We start from the raw sequence: 20,671 nt of genomic DNA, 5'->3' as shown, positions 1-20,671 counted from the left end.
GCGCACCGTTGCTACGGTCGGTGCCGTGCCCGCCCGTCACCCCTCAGCCCCCGCCCGCCGCGGCAGGCGGCTCGCCGCGGCCGTGGTCGGCGTCGCGGTCGTCACGGGCTGCACGGCTCCGCCGGCCCCGACCGGCGCGTCGCCGGTGACCTCGTCCGCCGCAGCGTCGTCCGCGGCACCGTCGCCGCCCGCGCCCGCGCCGGACGCGGCGGCCGTCGAGGAGCGCGGCGCGCCCCTCGAGCCCCGCGGCGGACCGACGCTCGCGCTGCTCGCCGCCGACGCGCCCGGGGTCGCCGCCCGCGACGACGGCGCTCTCGACGTCACCGTCGCGACGACGGACGGGACCACCTCCGCCTGGCTCGCCGCGCCCGCCGGCACGACCCTGCACGTGCTCGCCGACGGCACCGTCGCGGTGCGCGACGCCACGGGCGTGACGGTCGCGGCGGTCGGCGCGGCCCGCGGCGCGGCGGGAGCCCCGCGGTGGACGGCCGACGCACCGACGGGCCTGGCGCTCCTGACGGCACCGGCGGGCACCGGGGCCGCGAGCGCCGCACCCGTGACGTTCGTGGTCGGCGGCACCGCGGTCGACAGCGCGACCTGGGGCGAGAACGAGGGCGGCCGCTCGCTCGCGGTCGACCCGGCCGCCTGGGCCCGCGGCGGCGGCATCGCGGCGCAGGAGGCCGTCGCGACCCAGCTCGCGGCCGCGGAGCCGGAGGCCGCGTCGGCGTCGATGCGCGACCAGCTCGGCTGCCACGCCCTGGGGGCGCCCGAGAAGGAGACGTGGAACCTCGAGCCGTGGCGCCCCGAGGTCGACGGGCTGACGATGCTCGCGACCCGGTGCAACCCGACGGCGACGGACGCGGGCTGACCCGCGCCCGTCGCCCCGGGCGGTCAGGCCTTCGCGTGCTTCTCGGGCACCGGGGCCGCGCCGGACGCACGCAGCGCCCGCTGGTGCGCGCGCGCCTCGTCCTGCCGCGCACGCTCCGCGCCGGAGGAGATCGGTGCGCGCAGGTGCTCCTGGCGGTAGCCGAACGCGTCGACGAGGTCCTGCGCGTGCGGGCGCAGGCGCACCAGCAGCCGGTCGATGTACGACGTCACCGTGCGGGCCCGCCCCGCCGAGAGCCGGCCGTTGATCAGGTACCAGGCGAGGTCCCGCTCGATCAGCGACAGCCCGAACAGGTCGCGCACCCACGTGAGCACCTGCCGCGTCCCCGGGTCCTGCACCTGGGCCAGGCCGCGCGTGAACGCCTCCCACTGCACGCGCTCGGCGTGGGCGCGCGCGGCCTCGACCAGCTCGTGCTGGTGGGCGTTGAACAGTGCGGCCGCCTTGTCGGGGCTCAGCTTGCGCGCCGGCGCCAGGGCCTGCGCGACCTGGGCGACCTTCGCCTCGACCCGGTCGGTGAGCAGCTCGCGCTGCGTGGCCTCGTCGCGCAGCTGGCCCACCGAGCGGCGGGCGTCGCCCAGGTCGCCGAGGGTCTGCACGGCCCGCACCAGGGGCGTGCGGTGCAGGGCGGCGTCGGCGACGCGCTCGGCGACGAACCGGGCCAGGTCGCCCCGGTCGCGCTGCAGCGCGGACAACGACGCCGCGTAGTCGCCCAGCAGACGCTTGCCGACGAGCTGCAGCAGGACGGTGTTGTCGCCCTCGAACGTGGCGTACACGTCCATGTCGGCGTGCAGGCCCGTGAGCCGGTTCTCGGCGAGGAACCCCTGCCCGCCGCAGGCCTCGCGGCACGTCTGGACCGTGCGCAGCGCGTGCCACGTCGACGACGACTTGAGCGCGGCCGCGAGCGTCTCGAGGTCCTCGCGCTGCTCGGGGGTGTCGCCGCGGCCCGAGAACACGTCGTCGAACGCCGCGAGCAGCTCCTCGTGCGCGAACGTCGCCGCGTACGTCTCGGCCAGCAGCGGCAGCAGCCGGCGCTGGTGCTGGCCGCGGTCGAGGAGCACGACCTCCTCGGCGTCGCCGCCCGTGAACTGCCGGCGCTGGTTGGCGTACGTCACGGCGATCGCGAGCGCGACCTTCGACGCGTTCACCGCGGCGCCGTCCAGGGAGACCCGGCCCTGCACGAGGGTGCCGAGCATCGTGAAGAACCGACGCCCCGGGCTGGCGATCGGCGAGGAGTACGTGCCGTCCGGCGCGACCGAGCCGTACCGGTCGAGCAGGTGCGTGCGCGGCACCCGCACGTGGTCGAAGTGCAGCCGGCCGTTGTCGATGCCGTTGAGCCCGCCCTTGACGCCGTCGTCCTCCCCGCCGACGCCGGGCAGGAACTCACCCGTCTGCGGGTCACGGATCGGCACGTAGAACGCGTGCACCCCGTGGTCGACCCGCGGCCCCCCGGGGGCGGCCGTGACGAGCTGGGCGAACACGACGGCGGCGGTGCCGTGCAGCGCCGCGTTGCCGAGGTAGTCCTTCCACGCCCCGCGGAACGGGGTGTGGATGACGAACTCCTGCGTCTGCGCGTCGTACTCGGCGGTCGTGCCGATCGACGCGACGTCCGACCCGTGGCCCGTCTCCGTCATCGCGAACGCCCCCGGCACCCGCAGGTGCATGGCGTCGGCGAGGAACGTGTCGTGGTGCCAGGTCGTCCCCAGGTGCAGGATCGCCGACGCGAACAGCCCCCACTGCACGCCCGCCTTGATCTGCAGCGACGGGTCGCCGACGACGAGCTCCTCGAACCGGGCGAGCGAGCCGCCGTGGTCGTCGGCGCCCCCGAGCCGGGTCGGGAACGCCCGGAGCACGTCGTGGTCGGCCTCCAGGCGACGCAGCTGGGCGAGCACGCGCTCGCGGTGCTCGGCGACGGGCATGCCCTCGATCTTCTGGAAGTCGGGGTCGGCGGTGATGGCGCGGGCCTCGCGGCGCAGCTGCGCGTAGCGGCCGAGCAGCTGCTCCTCGAGCGCGGCGACGTCGACGCGCGGCTCGGCGTCGGTGGGGGCAGGCGCCGGGCTCGGGGCCGGGCGGGCGGCGGTCGTGGTCATGGCTCCTCCGTCGGGGTGGGGACGACGTCGTCGGTACGGCGAGCACGGTCGCGGGCGAGCAGGCCGACGGGGCCGGCCCACAGCCACGCCGCGACCTGGGCGGTGAGGGTCTCGCGGTCGGGCACGCCGGGCTGGCCGCGGTGGGCGAGCCACCACTCGCCGGTGCCGCGCACGAACCCGACGGCGCCGGCGGCCCACACCTCGGCGGCTGCGAGCGCGGCGGCGTGCGGGTCGTCGGCGGGGCGCCGCACGGCCTCGGGGCGCCGGGCGACGCGGGTGCCGTCGCGGTCCTCGGTGAGCCCGCGGGCGAACGGTGCGGCGACCAGCGCGGTCACCGAGTCGAGGAAGTGGCCGAGCGGGCCGCCGGACTCCACGGACCCGTCGCGCGTGACGAACGCGTACACGTGGGGGGACGACTCGATCATCTCCAGGTACACGGCGACCATCGCGCGCAGGCCGTCGCGCGGCGTGGGCGCGACGCGCAGGACGCCCTCGAGGGCGCCCTGGATCTGCAGGACGACGGCCTCGGCGACGGCGATCTGCAGACCGGTCTTGTCGGTGAAGTAGCGGTAGACGATGGACTTGGACGTGCCGGCGGCGGCCGCGATCTCGTCCATGGAGACGTCGGGGCCGCGGTGGTGCACGGTGCGCCGGGCGACGCGCAGGAGCTCGGCGCGGCGGGCCTCGCGGTGGTCGGCCCACCGGGTGGAGCGGCCGTCGGCGGCGGGCTCGTCGTCCGCGTCGGGCCCGGCGGGCGGTGCGGGGCGCAGGGGCGGCGACGGCTCGTGGCGCGCGTCCGGCGCGACGCCGGGGTGGGGTCCGGCGCCGCGAGCTCGGGCGGGTGCCGTCGTCGTCGACGGTCCCGAAGTGACGGGGCTCACGAAACCGAAGGTATCAGGTACTGTGGGTTTCGGGAACGAGATCGGGACGAACGTCCCTCGGACGACGCAGCGACGCGCGCTACGCGATGGCTGCGCCGGCCGACCTCCTCGGACACGTCCCGGACCCGTCATCAGCGCCGATGCGAGAGGACCGCCCCATGGCAGCGACCCGGCAGAGCCCCACCGGAACCGCCCGACCCGCGTACGTGCTCGGGGGGAACCGGATCCCGTTCGCCCGCGCGGGCGGGGCCTACGTGCACGCGTCGAACCAGGACATGCTCACGGCCGCGCTCGACGGGCTCGTCGCGCGGTTCGGGCTGCAGGGCGAGCGCCTCGGCGCCGTCGCGGCCGGCGCCGTGCTCAAGCACAGCCGGGACTTCAACCTCACGCGTGAGTCGGTGCTGGGCTCGGCGCTGTCGGCCACCACGCCCGCGTACGACGTCCAGCAGGCCTGCGCCACCGGCCTCGAGACGGTCGTCTCGCTGAGCAACAAGATCCGGCTCGGCCAGCTCGAGTCCGCCGTCGCCGGCGGCGTCGACACCACGTCCGACGCCCCGATCGCCGTCTCGGACCGGCTGCGCCGGGCGCTGCTCGACCTCTCGCGCGCCCGCACCGTGCCCCAGCGGCTGGCCGCGGCCGCCCGCATCCGCCCGAAGGACCTCGCCCCGTCCGCGCCCCGGACCTCCGAGCCGCGCACGCACCTGTCGATGGGCGAGCACCAGGCGCTGACCACCGCGCAGTGGGGCATCACCCGCGAGGCGCAGGACGAGGTCGCGCTGCGCAGCCACCAGCGCCTCGCCGCCGCGTGGGACGCCGGGTTCTTCGACGACCTCGTCACCCCCTACCGGGGCCTGACGCGCGACGGCAACCTGCGGGCCGACACCTCGCTCGAGAAGCTCGCCGGCCTGCGCCCCACCTTCGGCCTGGGCCTGGACACGCCCGCGACGATGACGGCCGGCAACTCCACCCCGCTGACCGACGGCGCGTCGACGGTGCTGCTCGGGTCCGCGGAGTGGGCCGCCGACCACGACCTGGTGCCGCTCGCGGCGGTCGTCGACGCCGAGGCGGGCGCCGTCGACTTCGTGCACGGCGAGGACGGGCTGCTCATGGCCCCGGTCTTCGCCGTCCCCCGGCTGCTGGGCCGGCACGGGCTCGGCCTGGAGGACCTGCAGTACGTGGAGATCCACGAGGCGTTCGCGTCGACCGTGCTCACCACCCTCGCCGCCTGGGCGTCGCCCGACTTCGGCCGCGAGCGCCTGGGCCTGGACGGTGCGTTCGGCACCGTCGACCCCGACCGCCTCAACGTCCACGGATCGTCCCTGGCGGCGGGCCACCCGTTCGCCGCGACGGGCGGGCGCATCGTCGCCACCATCGCCAAGGAGCTCCACGCCCGCCGCGCCGCGCAGGTCGCCGCAGGCGACGACAGCCCCGTCCGGGCGCTGGTCTCGGTGTGCGCCGCCGGCGGCCTGGGCCTGACGGCCCTGCTCGAGGCTGCCTGACCCCCTTCCCCGCCGCGCCCCCACCGACGCAGGAGCAGCGATGACCGACACGTACCTCGAGCTCGTCAACAGCGGGCTCACGAAGAAGCTGGCCGCCCAGCTCGGCCTGCCCCGCCCCGCCCGGCTGCGCCGGCACCGCCCCGGCGTCCCGCTGCTCGACGGCCCGGCGCTCGTGCTGGGCCGCGGCCCGGACGCCGACGCGGTCGCCGCGCTGCTCGCGTCCCCCGCGGGGGGTCCGGCGCACCCGCACCTCGACGACGCGGCGCCCGCCGTGCTGGACGGCTGGGACCTGGACGTGCACCGGCACCCCGCCCCGGACGTGCGGTACGCCGCCGTCGTGCTCGTGCTCACCGACGTCGCGCACCCCGACGACCTGGCCGGTCCCGTGCTGGCCGCGGCGTCCACGCTCAAGGGGCTGCGCCCCGGCGGGCGCGTCGTCACCGTGCACCGGCCTGCCACCGCCGACGAGGCGCCGGCCGTGGCCGCCGCGCGGCAGGGTGTCGACGGTCTGCTGCGGTCGCTGGCCAAGGAGCTGCGCGGCGGGGCCACGGGCAACGGCGTCGTCGTCGCCGACGGTGTGCCGGTCACCGCGCCGTCCGTGGTGGCCACGCTGCGGTTCTTCCTGTCGGCCCGCTCGGCGTTCGTCGACGGCCAGCTCCTCGAGGTCGACTCCGACGCCGGCGAGCTGCCCACCGACTGGGAGCGCCCGCTCGCGGGGCGCGTCGCCGTCGTCACGGGCGCGGCCCGCGGCATCGGTGCCGCGATCGCCGACGTGCTGGCCCGCGACGGCGCGACCGTCGTGGCGGTCGACGTGCCGGCCGCCGGCGAGCAGCTCGCCGCCACGGCCAACCGCGTGCGCGGCACCGCGCTGCAGCTCGACGTCACGGCCCCCGACGCGGGTGAGCGGATCCTCGCGCACGCGCGCGCCCGGCACGGCCGTCTCGACGTCGTGGTCCACAACGCCGGGATCACACGCGACAAGCTGCTGGCCAACATGACGCCCGACCGCTGGGAGTCCGTCCTCGCGGTCAACGTGTCCGCCCAGCTGCGCATCAACGAGGTGCTGCTGACGTCCGGCGACTTCGTCGACTCGCCGCGCGTCGTGGCGCTGGCCTCGACGTCCGGGATCGCCGGCAACCGCGGGCAGACGAACTACGCGGCGTCCAAGGGCGGCGTGATCGGCATGGTCCGGGCGACGGCGCCCCTGCTGGTGCCGTTCGGCGGCACCGCCAACGCGGTCGCGCCGGGGTTCGTCGAGACCGAGATGACGGCGCGCATCCCCGCGGTGACCCGCCAGGTCGCCCGGCGGCTGAACTCGCTGCAGCAGGGCGGGCTGCCCGTGGACGTCGCCGAGGCCGTCGCGTTCCTGGCCTCGCCCGCGGCGGGCGGGGTCGTGGGGCGGACCCTGCGGGTGTGCGGGCAGAACATGGTCGGCCGGTGACCGGCACGGTGCAGCTGCCCGGCGTGCCCGGGCTCGGCGGGCTGTACGCGCGGGGCCTGGCCGGGGCCGCCCGCGCCGCCCTGCCGGGGCGCCGGGCACCGCACGCGCTGCCCGAGGTCACGTACGCGGCGGACGGCGTGCGGGTCGACGCCGACCACCTGACGCGCTACCAGCGGCTGGTGCACGAGACCGCCTCCGACACCCTGCCCGCGGGGTACGTGCACGTGCTCGCGTTCCCCGTCGCGACCGCGCTGATGGTGCGCGACGACTTCCCGCTGCCGCTGCTCGGGCTGGTGCACGTGGCCAACCACGTGACGCAGACCCGGCCGCTGCACCTGGGCGACGTGCTCGACGTGCGCGCCCGGGCGCAGGGCCTGCGAGCGCACCGGGCCGGCACCGCCGTCGACCTGGTCACCGAGGTCGCCGCCGACGGGGAGGTCGCGTGGCGCGGGGTCTCGTCGTACCTCGCCAAGGGCGTGCGGCTGGTCGACGCGCCGGCCGACGAGCTCGACCGGCCCGCGTTCGTGCCACCCGTGCGGACGGGGCGCTGGGAGCTGGCCGCGGACACCGGCCGCCGGTACGCGGCGGTCTCCGGGGACGTCAACCCGATCCACCTGTCGCCCGTGACGGCGCGGCTGCTCGGGTTCCGGCGGGCGATCGCGCACGGCATGCTCACGGCCTCGCGCGCGCTGGCCGACGTCGGCGCCGCCCGGGGCGACGCGTTCACGTGGGACGTCGAGTTCGCGTCCCCCGTGCTGCTGCCGGCGAGCGTGGACGTGCGCGTCGCCCGCGAGGACGACCGTCACCGGTTCACCGCGTGGAGCCCCCGCTCGGGCCGCCTGCACCTGCAGGGCGAGGTCCGGCCGCTCGCCTGAGACCGTCCGCCCTCGGTGCCCGCCGACGCCCCGGCGGGGAGTCCGGGCGTCGGCGGCCCGTGGCAGGGTGGCGCCATGACGTCACCCGGGACCGCGGCCGACCTCGAGCCCGAGGGCGACCTCGACGACCTGGCGTTCGACAGCGTGGACCTGGCCGGCCTCACCGCCGCGGGCGCCCGGATCATGGACTGCACGTTCACCGGCTGCGACCTCGACGGCCTCGACGTCGACGGCGCACGGCTCGTCGACTGCACCTTCACCGGGGTGCGGGCCGGGACGTGGCGGGCGCCCGGCACGTCGTGGCAGGACGTGACGATCGGCGACTCGCGGATCGGCGCCCTCGTGGCGACGGCGTCGCGGTGGACCCGCGGGCACGTGCACGGCGGCAAGGTCGACTACCTGGACCTGCGCGGCGCGACGATCGACCGGCTGCGGCTGGAGGGCGTCACGATCGGCGACCTCGACCTGGCGCAGGCCCGCGTGCGGCACCTGGAGGTCGTGGACTGCGACGTCCGCCGCGTCGACCTCAACGGCGCACAGCTGGCCAGCGCCGACCTGCGGGGCGCCCGCTGGCGGGCCGTCGACGGCGTCGCGGGCCTGGCGGGCGCGACGGTCAGCCCCGCGCAGGTCCTCGAGCTGGCCCCGCTCCTCGCCGCCCACCTGGGCCTGCTCGTCGACCCCTGACCGCTCCTCCCCCGCCGAGCCCGTCATCCGTGGCGGCATCGGCGCCGCAGACGCCACGGACCACGGGCTCGCGCGGGACGGTCACCAGCCGGCGAGCGCGATCACGTCCGCCGCGACGTCGGCCGGCGGGCGGGCATCCGTCGGGACACGGTGGACCCGGGCGCCCGCCTCGGCCTCCAGGCGGCGGGCCGCAGCGTCGGAACGCGCGACGTGCGCGTCGTAGGACGCACCGACCTCCCGGCGCGCCAGCCGCTCGCGGACGGTGCTGTCGTTCGCGGTCAGCAGCACGGACGTCACCTGCGGACGGTCGCCGACCGCCGCGGCCAGGACGTCCGCCTCCAGCACGCTCACCGTGTTCGCCAGGACGAGCCGCCGGTGCCCCAGCGCCCGGTACCGACGCCACACGTCGGCCAGGTTGGCGGCCGCGACGCCGTGCTCCCAGGGCGTCGGGTGCGCGAGGTCGAGCGCGTCCCCCTCGACGACGGCGTGCGCGACGTCCCGCTCGACGAGGAGGTCGTGCACGGCCGCCGCGACGGTCGACTTCCCGACGCCCGAGCGGCCGCCGAGGAGCAGCACCGACGTGCGGTCGTCGACGTCCGGAGCTCCGGCGAGGCGCGCCTCCAGGCGCGCGCGGGCCGCGGGCCACTCCTCGGCGAGGACCGAGAAGTACAGGGAGTCCTGACGGGTGCCGTCGGCGGCGACGCGGTGACCGCGCAGCCGCCCCTCCGGCACCGCGCCGAGCTTGGTGACGGCCGCGACCGATCGGGCGTTGCGGCCCTCGACGCGGAACGCGACCCGCGCCACGCCCCACGTCTCGAACGCGTGGGTCATCAGGAGAAGCTTGCACGCCGGGTTCACGTGGGTGCCCCAGACGGCCGGGTCGTAGTACGTGTGGCCGATCTCGAGGCGGCCCATCGCACGGTCCACGTCGTAGAACGACGTCGAGCCGACCACGCGTCCGCTCGCCCGGTCGACCACCGCGAACGCGTAGCGGGCGGGCGTCCGGAGCGCCACGTGCACGACGTCGGCCAGGGCCTGCTCGCCCACCGGTGTCGGTGACGTCATCCCCCGCCAGACCCGCTCGTCGACGAACGCCGCGAGCGCGCCCGCGTGCTCGACCGCCAGCGGCACGAGCCGCACCCCGGACCCCTCCAGCACCAGATCGTGTTCCACCCCCCGATCCTGGCAGCCCGACCACCCGCCGACCCCGTCATCGGCGCCACCCGATCCACCCCGACCCGCCGAGCCCGTCATCGGTGGCGCACCACCCGCCTGATCCGCCACCGATGACGGGGGCGGCGGGTGCGCGGGCGAGCAGGGCTGGCGGGGTCAGTCGTCGAGGGCCGGGCCGCAGGCGGCGGCCGCGGTGGCCGCGAGGTGGTCCAGGCCGCGGACCTCGATGAGCGGGCGCGTGTCGTCGACGACGGTCCAGCAGCCGTCCACCACCTCGTACTGCGCCTGCGTGCCGTGGGCCCGCAGCGCGGCGAGGGCGGCGACCAGCCGGTCGACGTGCTCGGCGGTGGTGCCCACGCCCACCGACGCACGGATCGCTCCCTGCTCGGCACCGAGGTGCGCGAGCAGCGGGTGCGCGCAGAACCGGCCGTCGCGCACGCCGATGCCGTGCTCGGCGGCCAGGTACGCGGCGACCAGGCCGGGGTTGCGGCCGGCGACCGTGAACGTCACGACGCCGACGGGGTCGGCCGAGTCGGGCCACACGCGCGCGACCTCGACGCCGTCGACCGCCGCGAGCCCGTCGACGAGGCGCGCCCGCAGCGCCTGCTCGTGGGCCTCGAGCGCCCCGGCGGGCAGCGCGGCGAGGGTGTCGCACGCCTGCGCGAGCGCGATCGCGCCGACCACGTTGGGCGAGCCGGCCTCGTGCCGGGCGGGTGCCGGCTGCCAGACGGTGCGGTCGGTGCGCACGTCGCGCACCGCACCGCCGCCGGCGAGGTACGGGGTGCCGGTGTCGAGCCAGTCGCGGCGGCCCACGAGGGCACCGGCCCCGTAGGGCGCGTACGTCTTGTGGCCCGAGAACGCGACGTAGTCGACGTCGGTCGCGGCGAGCGAGAACCCGCGGTGCGGGACGAGCTGGGCGCCGTCGACCGCGACGCGCGTCCCCGCGGCGTGCGCGATCGCCACGACCTCGTCCAGCGGCAGGGCCTCGCCGGTGACGTTCGAGGCACCGGTCAGCGTGAGCAGCGCGTACGGGCCACGGGCGAGCTCGGCGCGGATCGCGTCGAGGGTCGCGGCGACCGTCGGCTCCAGGGGCAGGACGGTCGCGACGCGCCCGGTGCCGCGCTGCGCGGTGCCCGAGCGCTGCACCCACGGCAGCAGGTTCGCGTGGTGCTCGACGTCGAGGACGAGGACCCGCCCGCCCGCGGGCACGACGCCGGCGAGCAGGTTGAGCGAGTCCGTGGTGTTGCGGGTGATGACGCAGACGTCGTCCTCGCGGGCGCCCACGAACCGGGCGACGGCCTGCCGCGACGCCTCGTAGAGCGCGGTCGACACCTGCGAGAGGTACCCGGCGCCGCGGTGCACCGACGCGTACAGCGGCAGCACCTCGGCGACGCGGGCGGCGACCGCCTCGAGCGCCGGGGCGCTCGCCGCGCAGTCGAGGTTCGCGTACGTGCGCTGCGTGCCGTCGACGAGCGGCACCCGGGTGCCGGCGCCGACGACGGGCAGGAGCGCCTGCTCGCCGGGCGCGGGCGCCGGCGCGGCGGAACGGGCCGTGACGGCGGTGCCGGTCGTCTCGTCCGCACACGCGAAGAGCTCGGTGATGGTGGTCATGGGTCGCTCCGTCCGTCCCGGGACCCGGCCGACGGACCCCGCGCTTGCCGGCACCGGTCGGTGCACGGCCAGGTCGTCACCCGGGGCACCCCACCGCGGAGGAGGGTTGCCGGCCAGCGAGCCGGGGCTTGTCGCTGGCGCTCATGACCTGGCACGAGGATCGGCGTGCGCGCGCACGGGTGTCAACGCGCCGCGCGGACGAATCTCGCGATGCAAGACGCGCGGTCTCATGTCGTCCGGTCCGTCCTGGTCGGCGGCCGAGGCGTGAGATCCGTCCGCCGCGGCCCACGCGTCGTGCCTTAGCATCGGCCTCGACCATCCAGAGCGGCCGAGAGACCTGGCTCGACGACGCCGCAGCAACCCGCGGTCCCCGCACCGTCCCCGACGGGCACCGGACCGGACGAGGGTGCTACCGCCAGGCCGATGGAGGAACCGCATGAGCGTGCAGCCACGACCCGCCGACGGCTACGCCGGGGACATCACCGCGACGCAGGCCTGGGAGCTGCTGCGCGACGACGCGTCCGCCGTGCTCGTCGACGTCCGCACCGACGCCGAGTGGCGCTACGTCGGTGTGCCCGACCTGCGCGAGCTCGGCCGCCAGGCGCAGCTCGTCGAGTGGTCGCAGTACCCGACCGGGCAGCTCAACCCCCGCTTCCTCGACCAGCTCCGGGCGGCGGGCGTCACCGAGCAGACCCCCGTGGTGTTCCTGTGCCGCTCGGGCCAGCGGTCGATCGGCGCCGCGCAGGCCGCGACGGCCGCCGGGCTCGGCCCGGCCTACAACGTGCTCGAGGGCTTCGAGGGCGCGACCGGCCCCGACGGGCACCGCGGCCACGAGGGCTGGCGCGCCGACGGGCTGCCCTGGGTCCAGCCGTGACCGGCCCCCGCGTCCCCGGGCCCGGCGACTGGGACGCCCGCCGCGTCGACCGCGACGCCCTGCGGCCCGACACGCTCGCCGTGCGCGGCGGGCTCGTGCGCAGCGAGTTCGCCGAGATGTCCGAGGCCGTCTTCCTCACCCAGGGCTACACGTACGGGTCCGCGGCCGACGCGGAGGCCGGTTTCGCCGGCGAGGTCGACCGGTTCCTGTACTCGAGGTACGGCAACCCGACCGTCACCACGTTCGAGGAGCGGCTGCGCCTGCTCGAGGGCGCGGAGGCCTGCTACGCCACGGCGAGCGGCATGTCGGCGGTGTTCACCGCGCTCGCCGCGCTCGTGCGCTCGGGGTCGCGCGTCGTGGCGTCCCGCGCGCTGTTCGGTTCGTCGCTGGTGATCTTCGACGAGATCCTGGCCGGCTGGGGCGTGCGCACCGACTACGTCGACGGGCACGTGCCCGAGCAGTGGGAGGCCGCGCTCGCTGCACCCGCCGACGTGGTGTTCTTCGAGACGCCGTCGAACCCCGTGCAGGACCTCGTCGACATCGCGGAGGTCAGCCGTCTCGCGCACGCCGCCGGCGCGACCGTCGTCGTCGACAACGTCTTCGCGACCCCCGTGTTCTCCCGGCCGCTGGACCACGGCGCCGACGTCGTCGTGTACTCGGCGACCAAGCACATCGACGGCCAGGGCCGCGTGCTCGGCGGGGCGATCCTCGGCAGCGCGGGCTACGTGCGCGGACCGGTGCAGACCTTGATCCGCAACACGGGCCCGTCGCTCTCGCCGTTCAACGCGTGGGTGCTGCTCAAGGGCCTGGAGACGTTGAGCGTGCGGGTGCGTCACCAGGCCGCCGGGGCGCTGGAGCTGGCCGGCTGGCTGGAGCAGCAGCCTGGCGTCGCGCGCGTGCGGTACCCGTACCTGCCCTCCCACCCGCAGCACGCGCTGGCGCTGCGGCAGCAGTCCGGCGGCGGCACGGTCGTCACGTTCGACCTGGCCGTGCCCGCGGACGCACCGGCGGACGTGGCGAAGAAGGCGACGTTCGGGGTGCTCGACGCGCTGCGCGTGGTCGACATCTCCAACAACCTCGGCGACGCGAAGTCGATCGTCACGCACCCCGCGACGACGACGCACCGCAAGCTCGGCCCCGCCGGCCGCGCCGCGGTGGGCATCGCCGAGTCCACGGTCCGCCTGTCGGTGGGCCTGGAGGACGTCGAGGACCTGCGCGACGACCTCGCCCGCGCCCTGGCCACGCTCCCGGTCTGACGCCTCGCGACGACGACGCCCGGCTCAGCGCCGGGCGTCGTCCCGGGGCACCGGGTCGGACGTTCAGGCGACCGCAGCCACGAGCGTCGGGGCGTGGGCGGCGGACGCACCCACCAGGCTGAGGGCGACCGCGTCGACGCCCGAGCGGCGCGCGAGGTCGGTGGCCGTGTCGAGGACGGCGTCGAGCGGTGCGACCACCCAGGACGCCGAGGGCGACCACGTGAGCCCGGCGAACGCCTCCGCGTACGCCAGGTGGCTGCGGCGGCGGCGGGCGTCCGCGGCGTCGGCGGCGACGACGGTCTCGACCTCGAGGACCACCCGCACGTCCGCGCGGGGGCGACCCAGCGCGGCGACCTCCTGCTCGACCCGGCGGACGAGCGCTCGCACGTGCCCGGGCGTGGGCAGGGCGGCGGACGGGACGAGCCGGACGACGTCGGCGCGGGCGGCCGCGAGGGCGAGAGCCGCGTCGTCGGGCGTCGCGGTGTCGAGCACGTGCTCCACGGCACCGGGGCGAGGGCTGGTCCGGCCGACGATCTCGACGGTCGGTGCGCCGGACCGCAGGTGGTGCGGGGGCACGGTCCGTCCGAGGGCGGACGCGCGGGTGCGGGGAGGCGTGAGGGTGGACGTGGCCACGGGTGGGGTCCTCGGGTCGAGCAGGGTGCGTCACGGGGCCGGTGGCCGCACGCGCGCGGGTCGTCAGCTCAGCGACAACACACCCGGGTCGAGGACATGCAGGTCAGGGTAGCCGCAGCGCCACGACGGCGGCCAGCCCCGTCCCGCATCGCAGGACGAGCGCCACCGGGGTCACAGGGCTCGGGCGAACCAGAGGGTCGTGGGGTGGGCGGCCCAGTCGCCAGCGGGGCGGACGGGGCGGTACCCGGCGCGGGTGACCAGGGCGACGGCCGGTGCGAGGCGCACGCGGGTGTCGACGAGGAGGTGGGTGGCGCCGTCCGCGCGGGCGGCGTCCTCGGCGGCGCGCAGCAGGTGGGAGGCGACGCCGGTGCGGCGGGCGTCGGGGGTGACGTGCAGACGCCGGACCTCGGCCCACTCCCGGGGCCAGGGCGCGTCCGCGCGGCGCACCCCGACGCAGCCGACCGCGCGGCCGTCGACGCGGGCGACGAACGTGGCCCCGAGGTCGGTGGCGCGGGCCGCGGCGTCGAGGGCGGCGGCGTCCGCCCCGGCGAGGGCGTCCGCGGGGTCGTCGGCGGCGACCTCGGCGAGCAGCGCCCGGCGCAGCGCGACCGCGTCCGGGTCGTCGGCCGCGACGAGGGTGACGACCGGCGCGGGCCCCGGCACGCCCCGCACCACCGGTGCCGGCGTCACGTCCTTGCCGAAGCAGCGCGAGTCGACGACGCCCGCGTACTCGGCGTAGTTGTCGACGGGCAGGAAACCCGCGGACAGGTACAGGCCGATGGCCTCGGGCTGCAGGATCCCGGTCTCGAGCACCAGGCGCGTGAAGCCGCGCTCGGCGGCGATGCGCTCGAGCTCGGCGAGGATCGTGCGCGACAGCCCTCGCCCGCGCGCCGAGGGGCGCACGTACATGCGCTTGATCTCCGCGACGCCGGCGCCCAGGTCCACGGTCGCGTCGCGCAGGGCGCCGCAGGCGAGGGCGTGGTCGCCGTCGCGCAGCAGGACCATGACGACGACGGTGTCGGCGCCCATGGCGTGGCCGATGTCGTCCTCGCCGTACCGCTCGCGCAGCTCGGCCTGCTGGGCGGCCCGGAGCACCGCGGCGTCGGGGCCGTCCCACGCGACGTGGACGAGCCGCGGAGCGGTCCCCGGTGCCGACGTCGCGGTGCTCACGGCGTCAGCCGACCAGCGCGTGCAGGACGGAGGTGAAGAAGCGCAGCCCGTCGGTGCCGCTGCGCGGTCCCGCGGGCCCGTCGGGGCCGAAGCCCGGCTCGACGGCGTGCTCGGGGTGCGGCATGAGGCCGACGACGTTGCCCGCGGCGTTCGCGATGCCGGCGATGTCGCGGCGCGAGCCGTTGGGATTCACGCCCTGGTAGCGGAACACGACCCGGCCCTCGCCCTCGAGCTCGTCGAGGGTCCGCTCGTCGGCGACGTACTGCCCGTCCTGGTTCTTCAGCGGGATCGTGATGCGCTCGCCCGCCGTGAAGTCGCGGGTCCAGGCGGTGTCGACGTTCTCGACCGAGAGGACCTGCTCGCGGCACACGAAGTGCAGGTGGTCGTTCTTGATCATCGACCCGGGCAGCAGGTGCGCCTCGGTGAGCACCTGGAAGCCGTTGCAGATGCCCAGCACCGGCAGGCCGCGACCGGCGGCGTCGACGATCTCGCCCATGACGGGCGCGAACCGGCTGATCGCCCCGGCGCGCAGGTAGTCGCCGTAGGAGAACCCGCCGGGCAGCACGACCGCGTCGACCCCGTGCAGGTCGGCGTCCGCGTGCCACAGCGCGACGGGCTCGGCACCGGCCAGGCGGACCGCGCGTGCGGCGTCCCGGTCGTCGAGCGTGCCGGGGAACGTGACGACGCCGACGCGGGTCATCAGGCCAGGCCCTGGCTGACGACGGTCGCGGCGGCGTCCGCCTCGAGGTCCGCGACGCGCACGACGTCCTCGATGACGGGGTTCGACAGCACCTGCTCGGCGGCGGCCGCGGCGGCGGCGAGCACCTCGGGCGTCACCGGCCCGTCGACCTCGAGCTCGAACCGCTTGCCCTGGCGCACGGACGTGAACTGCGCGAAGCCCAGCCGCGGCAGCGCACCGGCGACGGCCTTGCCCTGCGGGTCGAGGATCTCGGGCTTCGGCATGACGTCGACGACGACTCGTCCCACAGGTGCTCCCTGGTTCACGGCGGCGGGGTTCAGGGCCGATCCTACGGGGCCGAGAACGCCTGTGGCGCACCTCGTCCGAGGTGCGCCACAGGTCGGGCCGGTGTGCCGGTCAGCGGGCCGCGCGGGCCCCGCGCCGACGGGCCACGAGCAGCAGCGCCACCCCCAGCAGCACCCACGCGCCGCCGAGCGCGAACGTCGGGGCGAGCGCGTCGCCCACGCCCGTCTCGGCCAGCGGCGTGCCCGAGGCCGGCCGGGGCAGGCGCGTGTCCGCGATCTGCACGAACGACCCGTCCGCGGCGAGCGTGAACGTCAGGACGAACTCCGCCGGGGTGCCGTCGAACGCCGTGCCGGTCGCCACCAGGCGGTGCGCACCGGTCTCCAGGCCCGGGGGCAGGGCGCCGCTCACGACGGCCGTGCCGTCCGCGCCGACCACGGCGGTGCCGATGACCCGCGGCGTCGAGTACACCGTCAGGGTGAGGATGCTGCCGGGCAGCAGCCCGACGCCCCGGGCCGAGACCTCCGCACCCGCGGCGCGCTCGCCGAGCGTCCCGTCGAGCGTCGCGTCGACGTCCCCGGGCGGGCCGGACACCTGGACGGTGACGGACGCGCTGGCGGGCAGCGTGAGCCGGTCGCCGACGGACGTGGCGGTGACGGTGCACTCCCCGGCGCTGATCGCGACGAGCGCGCCGTCCTCGATGACGCACGCACCCGCGGCCTCGAGCGTGACGGGCAGGTCGTACTGCGACCGGGCGACGACGTCGGGCGTGGGCTGGCCGAGCGTCGGCGCCGGGAAGGACGCGATCGTGACCGTCTGCGCACGACGGGCGACCTCCCCGACGCGCACCACGGCGGATGCCTGCGTCGTGCGCACGTCGCCGTCCTGCGTCGCGGTGACGGTGCAGGTGCCCACGTCGGTGACGACGAGTCGCCCACCGGTCACGGTGCACGCCCCGGAGCCGGTCAGGACCACGGGCAGGCCCACGCTCGACGACGCGCTGACGGCGACCGACGCCTGGCCGTAGACCAGGGCCGGGAGCTCGCCGAACGTCACCTGCTGGGACCTGCGGCCGACCTCGGCCGTCGTGGTCGCCTCGCCCGGGAGCGTCTGCGCGTCGCCGGCCTGGGAGGCGGTGACGGTGCACGTGCCGACGTCGACGAGGTCGAGCAGCGTGCCCCGCACGGAGCACGAGCCCGCGGCGACGAAGGTCAGCGGGAGACCGGCCGAGCTGGTCCCCGCGAGCTGCACGGGCTCGCCCGCGTACACCAGGTCGTCGGGCAGGGCCTCCACCGTCACCGTCTGCGGGCGCTTGGCGACGGTCACGTCGAGGGACGCGGACGAGGCGGTGACGGCGACGGTGCCGCCGAAGGAGGCCTCGACACGGACGTCCCCCGCGAGGCGGGTGACGTCCTCGACGACGGCGGTGCCCCCGACGAGCGGGAGGTCGTCGTAGGAGGTGGAGCCCACCGTGACGTCGACGGTCCCCGCGACGGGCGCACCGGCCGACGCCACCTCGACGCGCACGTCGAACGGCTCGCCGCTCACGGGAGCCGCCGGGTCGAGCGAGAGCGTGGTCGTCGACGGCCCCTGCGGGACGACGTCGGTGACCGGCACGGACGGGTCGGAGTCGCCGATGACGTTGGCCGCGACCACGTGGAACGTGTAGGCCGTGCCGTTCTGCAGGCCGTTCACGACGGTCGACGTCGACGGCGGCGTGCCGTTCAGCGTCGCGCACGTGGTCTGCGACCCGCCGTCCGGCGTGCACAGCACCCGGTACTGCGTGACGCCACCTGCGACGTCGGCGGGCGTCGACCACGAGACGGTCGCGGACCCGCTGCCCCGCGTGGCCTGCACGTCCAGCGGGGGGGAGGGCACGCGCGTGGCGAACCGCATCTCGACGGTGCCCTTGGAGCTGCTGCGGTACCCGCCGAGGCCGATCTGGTACGTCGTGCCGCCCTGCAGGTTCACGGTCAGCGAGGCGTCGAGGCCGTAGAAGTCGTCGTTCTGCCCCAGCTGGCTCCCGCCGGACCACACCTCGAGCGTGTTGTCCCACCCGACCGGGTCGGTCGACGTCGCGCGGATGAAGACACGGACGTCCTCGGCGGGCGTCCAGGAGTACCAGGTGACGTTGTACCAGGTCTGGCCGTCCGTGCCGGGACCGGACGTCACCCCGGCGTTGCTGGCCTCGAACGAGGAGTCGAGGTCGGCCACCGGGAGGGGGACGGCGGTCGCGCGGCTCGACCCGCCGGGCGTCGCCGCCTGGGCCGCGGTCGGCACGAGCACCGCCAGCAGCGCGAGGACGACGGTCGCCGCTGCACCTGTCCACCGGCGGGCGGTCGAGGTGCCGGACGGCGGGGCCGAGCGGTGCTGCGGGGCTACGGGCATTCTGGTGCTCCTGTCGGGAAGGGTTTCCGCGCCCCATCGGCACAGGACGCCCCTGCGTGAACGCTTCCACCCGACCTTTGTCCCGCCCACCGGTGACACGGGTGAAAGTCCCCCGTCCAGGTCCGCCGGGCCGCGACGGACCCCGCCACGGCGTAGCGTCGGCGGTGTGAGCGATGGCCACGACCCGTCCTTCCTCGGCCCGACGGTCCCGCTGCCCGTCGCGCCCGGCCCCGTCCGCACGCTGACGTCGACGCACTTCACCGTGCTGCTGCACCCCGTGCGCCGGCTCGCGGCCGCCACGGTCGTCGACGTCGACGGGACGACCCTGCGCGACGTCCCCCGGTCCGACGACTGGTTCCTCGACCCCCGCGTCCCCGCGCACGAGCAGGCCGGTCCCGAGCTGTACGCGCGCAACGACCTCGACCGCGGCCACCTCGTGCGCCGCCGCGACCCCGTGTGGGGCGAGCCGGGAGTCGCCGCCCAGGCCGAGCGCGAGACGTTCGCGTACCCGAACGCGGCCCCGCAGGCGTCCGGGTTCAACCAGGGCGCCGCCCTGTGGCTCGGGCTGGAGGACCACGTGCTCGAGCACGCGCGCGCCCAGCGCCTGCGGCTGGTCGTGCTCACCGGGCCCGTGCTCGCCGGCGACGACCCCGTCTACCGGGGCGTGGGCATCCCGCGGCTGTACTGGAAGGTCGTCGCGTGGGCCGTCGACGCCGGCCGGGCGCTCGCCGCCACCGCGTTCGTGCTCGACCAGTCCCCGCAGCTCGACGACGACGCGCTGGCCGTCGCGCTGGTGGCGGCCGCCGCGGCCGACGCTCCCCCACCCCTCGGACCGTTCCGCACCTTCCAGGTCCCGCTCGACGACGTCGCCGACCTGACTGGCCTCGACCTCGGTCCGCTGCCCGCCGCCGACCTCCTGCCGGCCGTCACGGCGCAGAGCGCACCGGGCTGGACGCTCCTCGCCCGCCCCGAGGACGTCCGGCTGCACCGCACCTGACGACGGCGCACCATGGGGGCATGAGCACCGGACCGACCGACTGGGTCAGCGGCGAACGCGTCTTCGGACCCCCGAACGGCACGCTCGACGTCGACTGGCTCGTCCCCGCCGTCCTCGCGGACGTGCCGACCGCGACGCCCGCCGACGCCCGCGAGGCCCTCCGGCAGGCGTGGGCGGCCGCCCGCGACGGCTCGCCCACGCCTACCCCGACGACGCCGCTGCGCCACCGCGCCGACGCGGTGCTCCGCGAGGCCACCGCCCAGTACCTGCGCTGAGCGCGGGCTCTCCCGCTCGCTCAGACGGTCAGCGCATCGCCCGTCAGGCGCTCGTAGGCCTCGAGGTAGCGGGCTCGGGTGCGCTCGACCACGTCGGCCGGCAGTGACGGCGGGGGCGCGTCGGACGTGCGGTCCCAGCCCGACGCGGACGACGTCAGCCAGTCCCGCACGAACTGCTTGTCGAAGCTCGGCTGCGCGCGGCCCGGCTGCCACGCATCCGCGGGCCAGAACCGCGAGGAGTCGGGCGTGAGGACCTCGTCGCCGAGCGTGACCGCACCCGTGGTCGGGTCGACGCCGAACTCCAGCTTGGTGTCGGCGAGGATCACGCCGCGCCCGCGGGCGACCGCCTCGGCGCGCGCGTACACCGCGAGCGTGAGGTCGCGCAGCGTCGTCGCGGCGTCCTCGCCGAGCTGCTCGGCGACCACCGCGAACGGCACGTTCTCGTCGTGCTCCCCGACCGCGGCCTTGGTCGCGGGCGTGAACACCGGCTCGGTCAGGCGCGAGCCGTCCTCCAGCCCGGCGGGCAGCGGGATGCCGGTGACCTGCCCGGACGCGCGGTACTCGACCAGCCCGGAGCCGGTGAGGTAGCCGCGGGCGACGCACTCGACGGGGTACATCTCCAGGCGCCGGCACACCATGGCACGCCCCGCGACCGCCTCGGGCACGTCGGTGCTGACCACGTGGTTCGGCACCAGGTCCGCGAGCTGCGCGAACCACCACAGGCTCAGCTGCGTCAGGACGACGCCCTTGCCGGGGATCCCCGGGGACAGCACGTGGTCGTAGGCGGACACCCGGTCGGTGGCGACGACGAGGACGACGTCCCCGTGCCGCTCGCGCAGCGCCGCGCCCGCGGCGGTGGCGTCGGGCTCGTACAGGTCGCGCACCTTGCCGGAGTAGACGTGGCGCCAGCCGGGCAGGGCAGGGGTCGTGTCGGTCACGGAGCACAGTGTGGCGCGAGA

General features: G+C 76.4%; 19 protein-coding genes and 1 riboswitch. Of the genes, 9 read left to right on the top strand and 10 right to left on the bottom strand.

Annotation, left to right across the window (positions count from 1 at the left end; genetic code table 11):
• The first annotated feature begins 25 nt into the window (after positions 1-25).
• Positions 26-868 (top strand): DUF2599 domain-containing protein, encoded by an 843-nt coding sequence (locus FBY24_RS19260; protein ID WP_222117236.1) that lies wholly within the window; start codon positions 26-28, stop codon positions 866-868.
• Positions 869-891: 23 nt separating this feature from the next.
• Here the strand turns inward: FBY24_RS19260 and FBY24_RS10505 are convergent, their stop codons facing one another.
• Positions 892-2,973, bottom strand: a complete 2,082-nt coding sequence (locus FBY24_RS10505) for an acyl-CoA dehydrogenase (RefSeq protein ID WP_142160409.1) — start codon at positions 2,971-2,973, stop codon at positions 892-894.
• The gene (locus FBY24_RS10500; protein WP_255432514.1) at positions 2,970-3,743 is read right to left on the bottom strand and encodes a TetR/AcrR family transcriptional regulator; all 774 of its coding nucleotides are present in this window, start codon (positions 3,741-3,743) and stop codon (positions 2,970-2,972) included. The genes FBY24_RS10505 and FBY24_RS10500 overlap by 4 nt, the downstream gene beginning before the upstream one ends.
• Positions 3,744-4,012: 269 nt before the next feature.
• On the opposite strand from FBY24_RS10500, the gene FBY24_RS10495 reads away from it, so the two are divergent.
• The 4 genes from FBY24_RS10495 to FBY24_RS10480 all read left to right on the top strand — a co-directional run bounded on the left by FBY24_RS10495 (position 4,013) and on the right by FBY24_RS10480 (position 8,353).
• Positions 4,013-5,353: an acetyl-CoA C-acetyltransferase gene (locus FBY24_RS10495; RefSeq protein WP_142160405.1), complete on the top strand. Its 1,341-nt coding sequence runs from the start codon at positions 4,013-4,015 to the stop codon at positions 5,351-5,353.
• Between the two features lie 40 nt (positions 5,354-5,393).
• Positions 5,394-6,794, top strand: coding sequence for a 3-oxoacyl-ACP reductase (locus FBY24_RS10490; RefSeq protein ID WP_142160403.1), 1,401 nt, complete (start codon positions 5,394-5,396; stop codon positions 6,792-6,794).
• On the top strand, positions 6,791-7,669 hold the full coding sequence (locus FBY24_RS10485) for a MaoC/PaaZ C-terminal domain-containing protein (protein ID WP_142160401.1): 879 nt from the start codon (positions 6,791-6,793) through the stop codon (positions 7,667-7,669). The genes FBY24_RS10490 and FBY24_RS10485 overlap by 4 nt, the downstream gene beginning before the upstream one ends.
• Before the next feature lie 75 nt (positions 7,670-7,744).
• Positions 7,745-8,353 (top strand): pentapeptide repeat-containing protein, encoded by a 609-nt coding sequence (locus FBY24_RS10480; RefSeq protein ID WP_142160399.1) that lies wholly within the window; start codon positions 7,745-7,747, stop codon positions 8,351-8,353.
• An 81-nt stretch (positions 8,354-8,434) separates the two neighbouring features.
• Here the strand turns inward: FBY24_RS10480 and FBY24_RS19780 are convergent, their stop codons facing one another.
• Positions 8,435-9,526, bottom strand: coding sequence for a GNAT family N-acetyltransferase (locus tag FBY24_RS19780; protein ID WP_370510981.1), 1,092 nt, complete (start codon positions 9,524-9,526; stop codon positions 8,435-8,437).
• Between the two features lie 156 nt (positions 9,527-9,682).
• Complete coding sequence (locus tag FBY24_RS10465) at positions 9,683-11,137, bottom strand: aminotransferase class V-fold PLP-dependent enzyme (protein WP_142160397.1); 1,455 nt, start codon at positions 11,135-11,137, stop codon at positions 9,683-9,685.
• A gap of 35 nt (positions 11,138-11,172) precedes the next feature.
• A riboswitch (SAM riboswitch) is annotated at positions 11,173-11,286 on the bottom strand.
• A gap of 287 nt (positions 11,287-11,573) precedes the next feature.
• Here FBY24_RS10465 and FBY24_RS10460 point away from each other — a divergent pair.
• On the top strand, positions 11,574-12,011 hold the full coding sequence (locus tag FBY24_RS10460; RefSeq protein ID WP_142160395.1) for a rhodanese-like domain-containing protein: 438 nt from the start codon (positions 11,574-11,576) through the stop codon (positions 12,009-12,011).
• Entirely contained in the window at positions 12,008-13,267 is a 1,260-nt protein-coding gene (locus tag FBY24_RS10455) for an O-succinylhomoserine sulfhydrylase (RefSeq protein WP_174243485.1), read from the top strand. Before FBY24_RS10460 ends, FBY24_RS10455 begins: the two co-directional genes overlap by 4 nt.
• Before the next feature lie 63 nt (positions 13,268-13,330).
• Here the strand turns inward: FBY24_RS10455 and FBY24_RS10450 are convergent, their stop codons facing one another.
• The 5 genes from FBY24_RS10450 to FBY24_RS10430 form a co-directional block, all read right to left on the bottom strand.
• Positions 13,331-13,900: an LLM class flavin-dependent oxidoreductase gene (locus FBY24_RS10450; RefSeq protein ID WP_160158490.1), complete on the bottom strand. Its 570-nt coding sequence runs from the start codon at positions 13,898-13,900 to the stop codon at positions 13,331-13,333.
• A gap of 171 nt (positions 13,901-14,071) precedes the next feature.
• Positions 14,072-15,070 (bottom strand): GNAT family N-acetyltransferase, encoded by a 999-nt coding sequence (locus tag FBY24_RS10445; protein WP_142160390.1) that lies wholly within the window; start codon positions 15,068-15,070, stop codon positions 14,072-14,074.
• A gap of 4 nt (positions 15,071-15,074) precedes the next feature.
• A complete protein-coding gene (gene purQ, locus FBY24_RS10440; protein ID WP_142160388.1) occupies positions 15,075-15,770 on the bottom strand; it encodes a phosphoribosylformylglycinamidine synthase subunit PurQ in 696 nt (231 codons plus the stop codon).
• Positions 15,770-16,057: a phosphoribosylformylglycinamidine synthase subunit PurS gene (purS, locus tag FBY24_RS10435; protein WP_140457595.1), complete on the bottom strand. Its 288-nt coding sequence runs from the start codon at positions 16,055-16,057 to the stop codon at positions 15,770-15,772. The genes purQ and purS overlap by 1 nt, the downstream gene beginning before the upstream one ends.
• A gap of 109 nt (positions 16,058-16,166) precedes the next feature.
• A complete protein-coding gene (locus FBY24_RS10430; RefSeq protein ID WP_142160386.1) occupies positions 16,167-18,440 on the bottom strand; it encodes a fibronectin type III domain-containing protein in 2,274 nt (757 codons plus the stop codon).
• A 166-nt stretch (positions 18,441-18,606) separates the two neighbouring features.
• On the opposite strand from FBY24_RS10430, the gene FBY24_RS19495 reads away from it, so the two are divergent.
• Together FBY24_RS19495 and FBY24_RS10420 are read left to right on the top strand one after the other, a co-directional pair.
• On the top strand, positions 18,607-19,437 hold the full coding sequence (locus tag FBY24_RS19495; RefSeq protein WP_142160384.1) for a DNA/RNA non-specific endonuclease: 831 nt from the start codon (positions 18,607-18,609) through the stop codon (positions 19,435-19,437).
• Positions 19,438-19,457: 20 nt separating this feature from the next.
• Positions 19,458-19,712: a hypothetical protein gene (locus FBY24_RS10420; protein ID WP_142160382.1), complete on the top strand. Its 255-nt coding sequence runs from the start codon at positions 19,458-19,460 to the stop codon at positions 19,710-19,712.
• Positions 19,713-19,732: 20 nt separating this feature from the next.
• Here the strand turns inward: FBY24_RS10420 and FBY24_RS10415 are convergent, their stop codons facing one another.
• Complete coding sequence (locus tag FBY24_RS10415; protein WP_255432340.1) at positions 19,733-20,650, bottom strand: phosphoribosylaminoimidazolesuccinocarboxamide synthase; 918 nt, start codon at positions 20,648-20,650, stop codon at positions 19,733-19,735.
• Positions 20,651-20,671: the final 21 nt, after the last annotated feature.

The organism is Cellulomonas sp. SLBN-39, from assembly GCF_006715865.1.
Classification (GTDB): Bacteria; Actinomycetota; Actinomycetes; order Actinomycetales; family Cellulomonadaceae; genus Cellulomonas.
The sequence above is the reverse complement of the archived record's forward strand: the minus strand, read 5'-3'. Positions and strand labels throughout refer to the sequence as shown.

Excerpts from the sequence above, each read along its gene's own strand:
- FBY24_RS10430 (WP_142160386.1), bottom strand. The coding sequence starts at position 18,440 with ATGCCCGTAGCCCCGCAGCACCGCTCGGCCCCGCCGTCCGGCACCTCG.
- purQ (WP_142160388.1), bottom strand. The coding sequence starts at position 15,770 with ATGACCCGCGTCGGCGTCGTCACGTTCCCCGGCACGCTCGACGACCGG.
- FBY24_RS10460 (WP_142160395.1), top strand. The coding sequence starts at position 11,574 with ATGAGCGTGCAGCCACGACCCGCCGACGGCTACGCCGGGGACATCACC.
- FBY24_RS10505 (WP_142160409.1), bottom strand. The coding sequence starts at position 2,973 with ATGACCACGACCGCCGCCCGCCCGGCCCCGAGCCCGGCGCCTGCCCCC.
- FBY24_RS10495 (WP_142160405.1), top strand. The coding sequence starts at position 4,013 with ATGGCAGCGACCCGGCAGAGCCCCACCGGAACCGCCCGACCCGCGTAC.
- FBY24_RS10465 (WP_142160397.1), bottom strand. The coding sequence starts at position 11,137 with ATGACCACCATCACCGAGCTCTTCGCGTGTGCGGACGAGACGACCGGC.
- FBY24_RS10420 (WP_142160382.1), top strand. The coding sequence starts at position 19,458 with ATGAGCACCGGACCGACCGACTGGGTCAGCGGCGAACGCGTCTTCGGA.
- FBY24_RS10490 (WP_142160403.1), top strand. The coding sequence starts at position 5,394 with ATGACCGACACGTACCTCGAGCTCGTCAACAGCGGGCTCACGAAGAAG.
- FBY24_RS10480 (WP_142160399.1), top strand. The coding sequence starts at position 7,745 with ATGACGTCACCCGGGACCGCGGCCGACCTCGAGCCCGAGGGCGACCTC.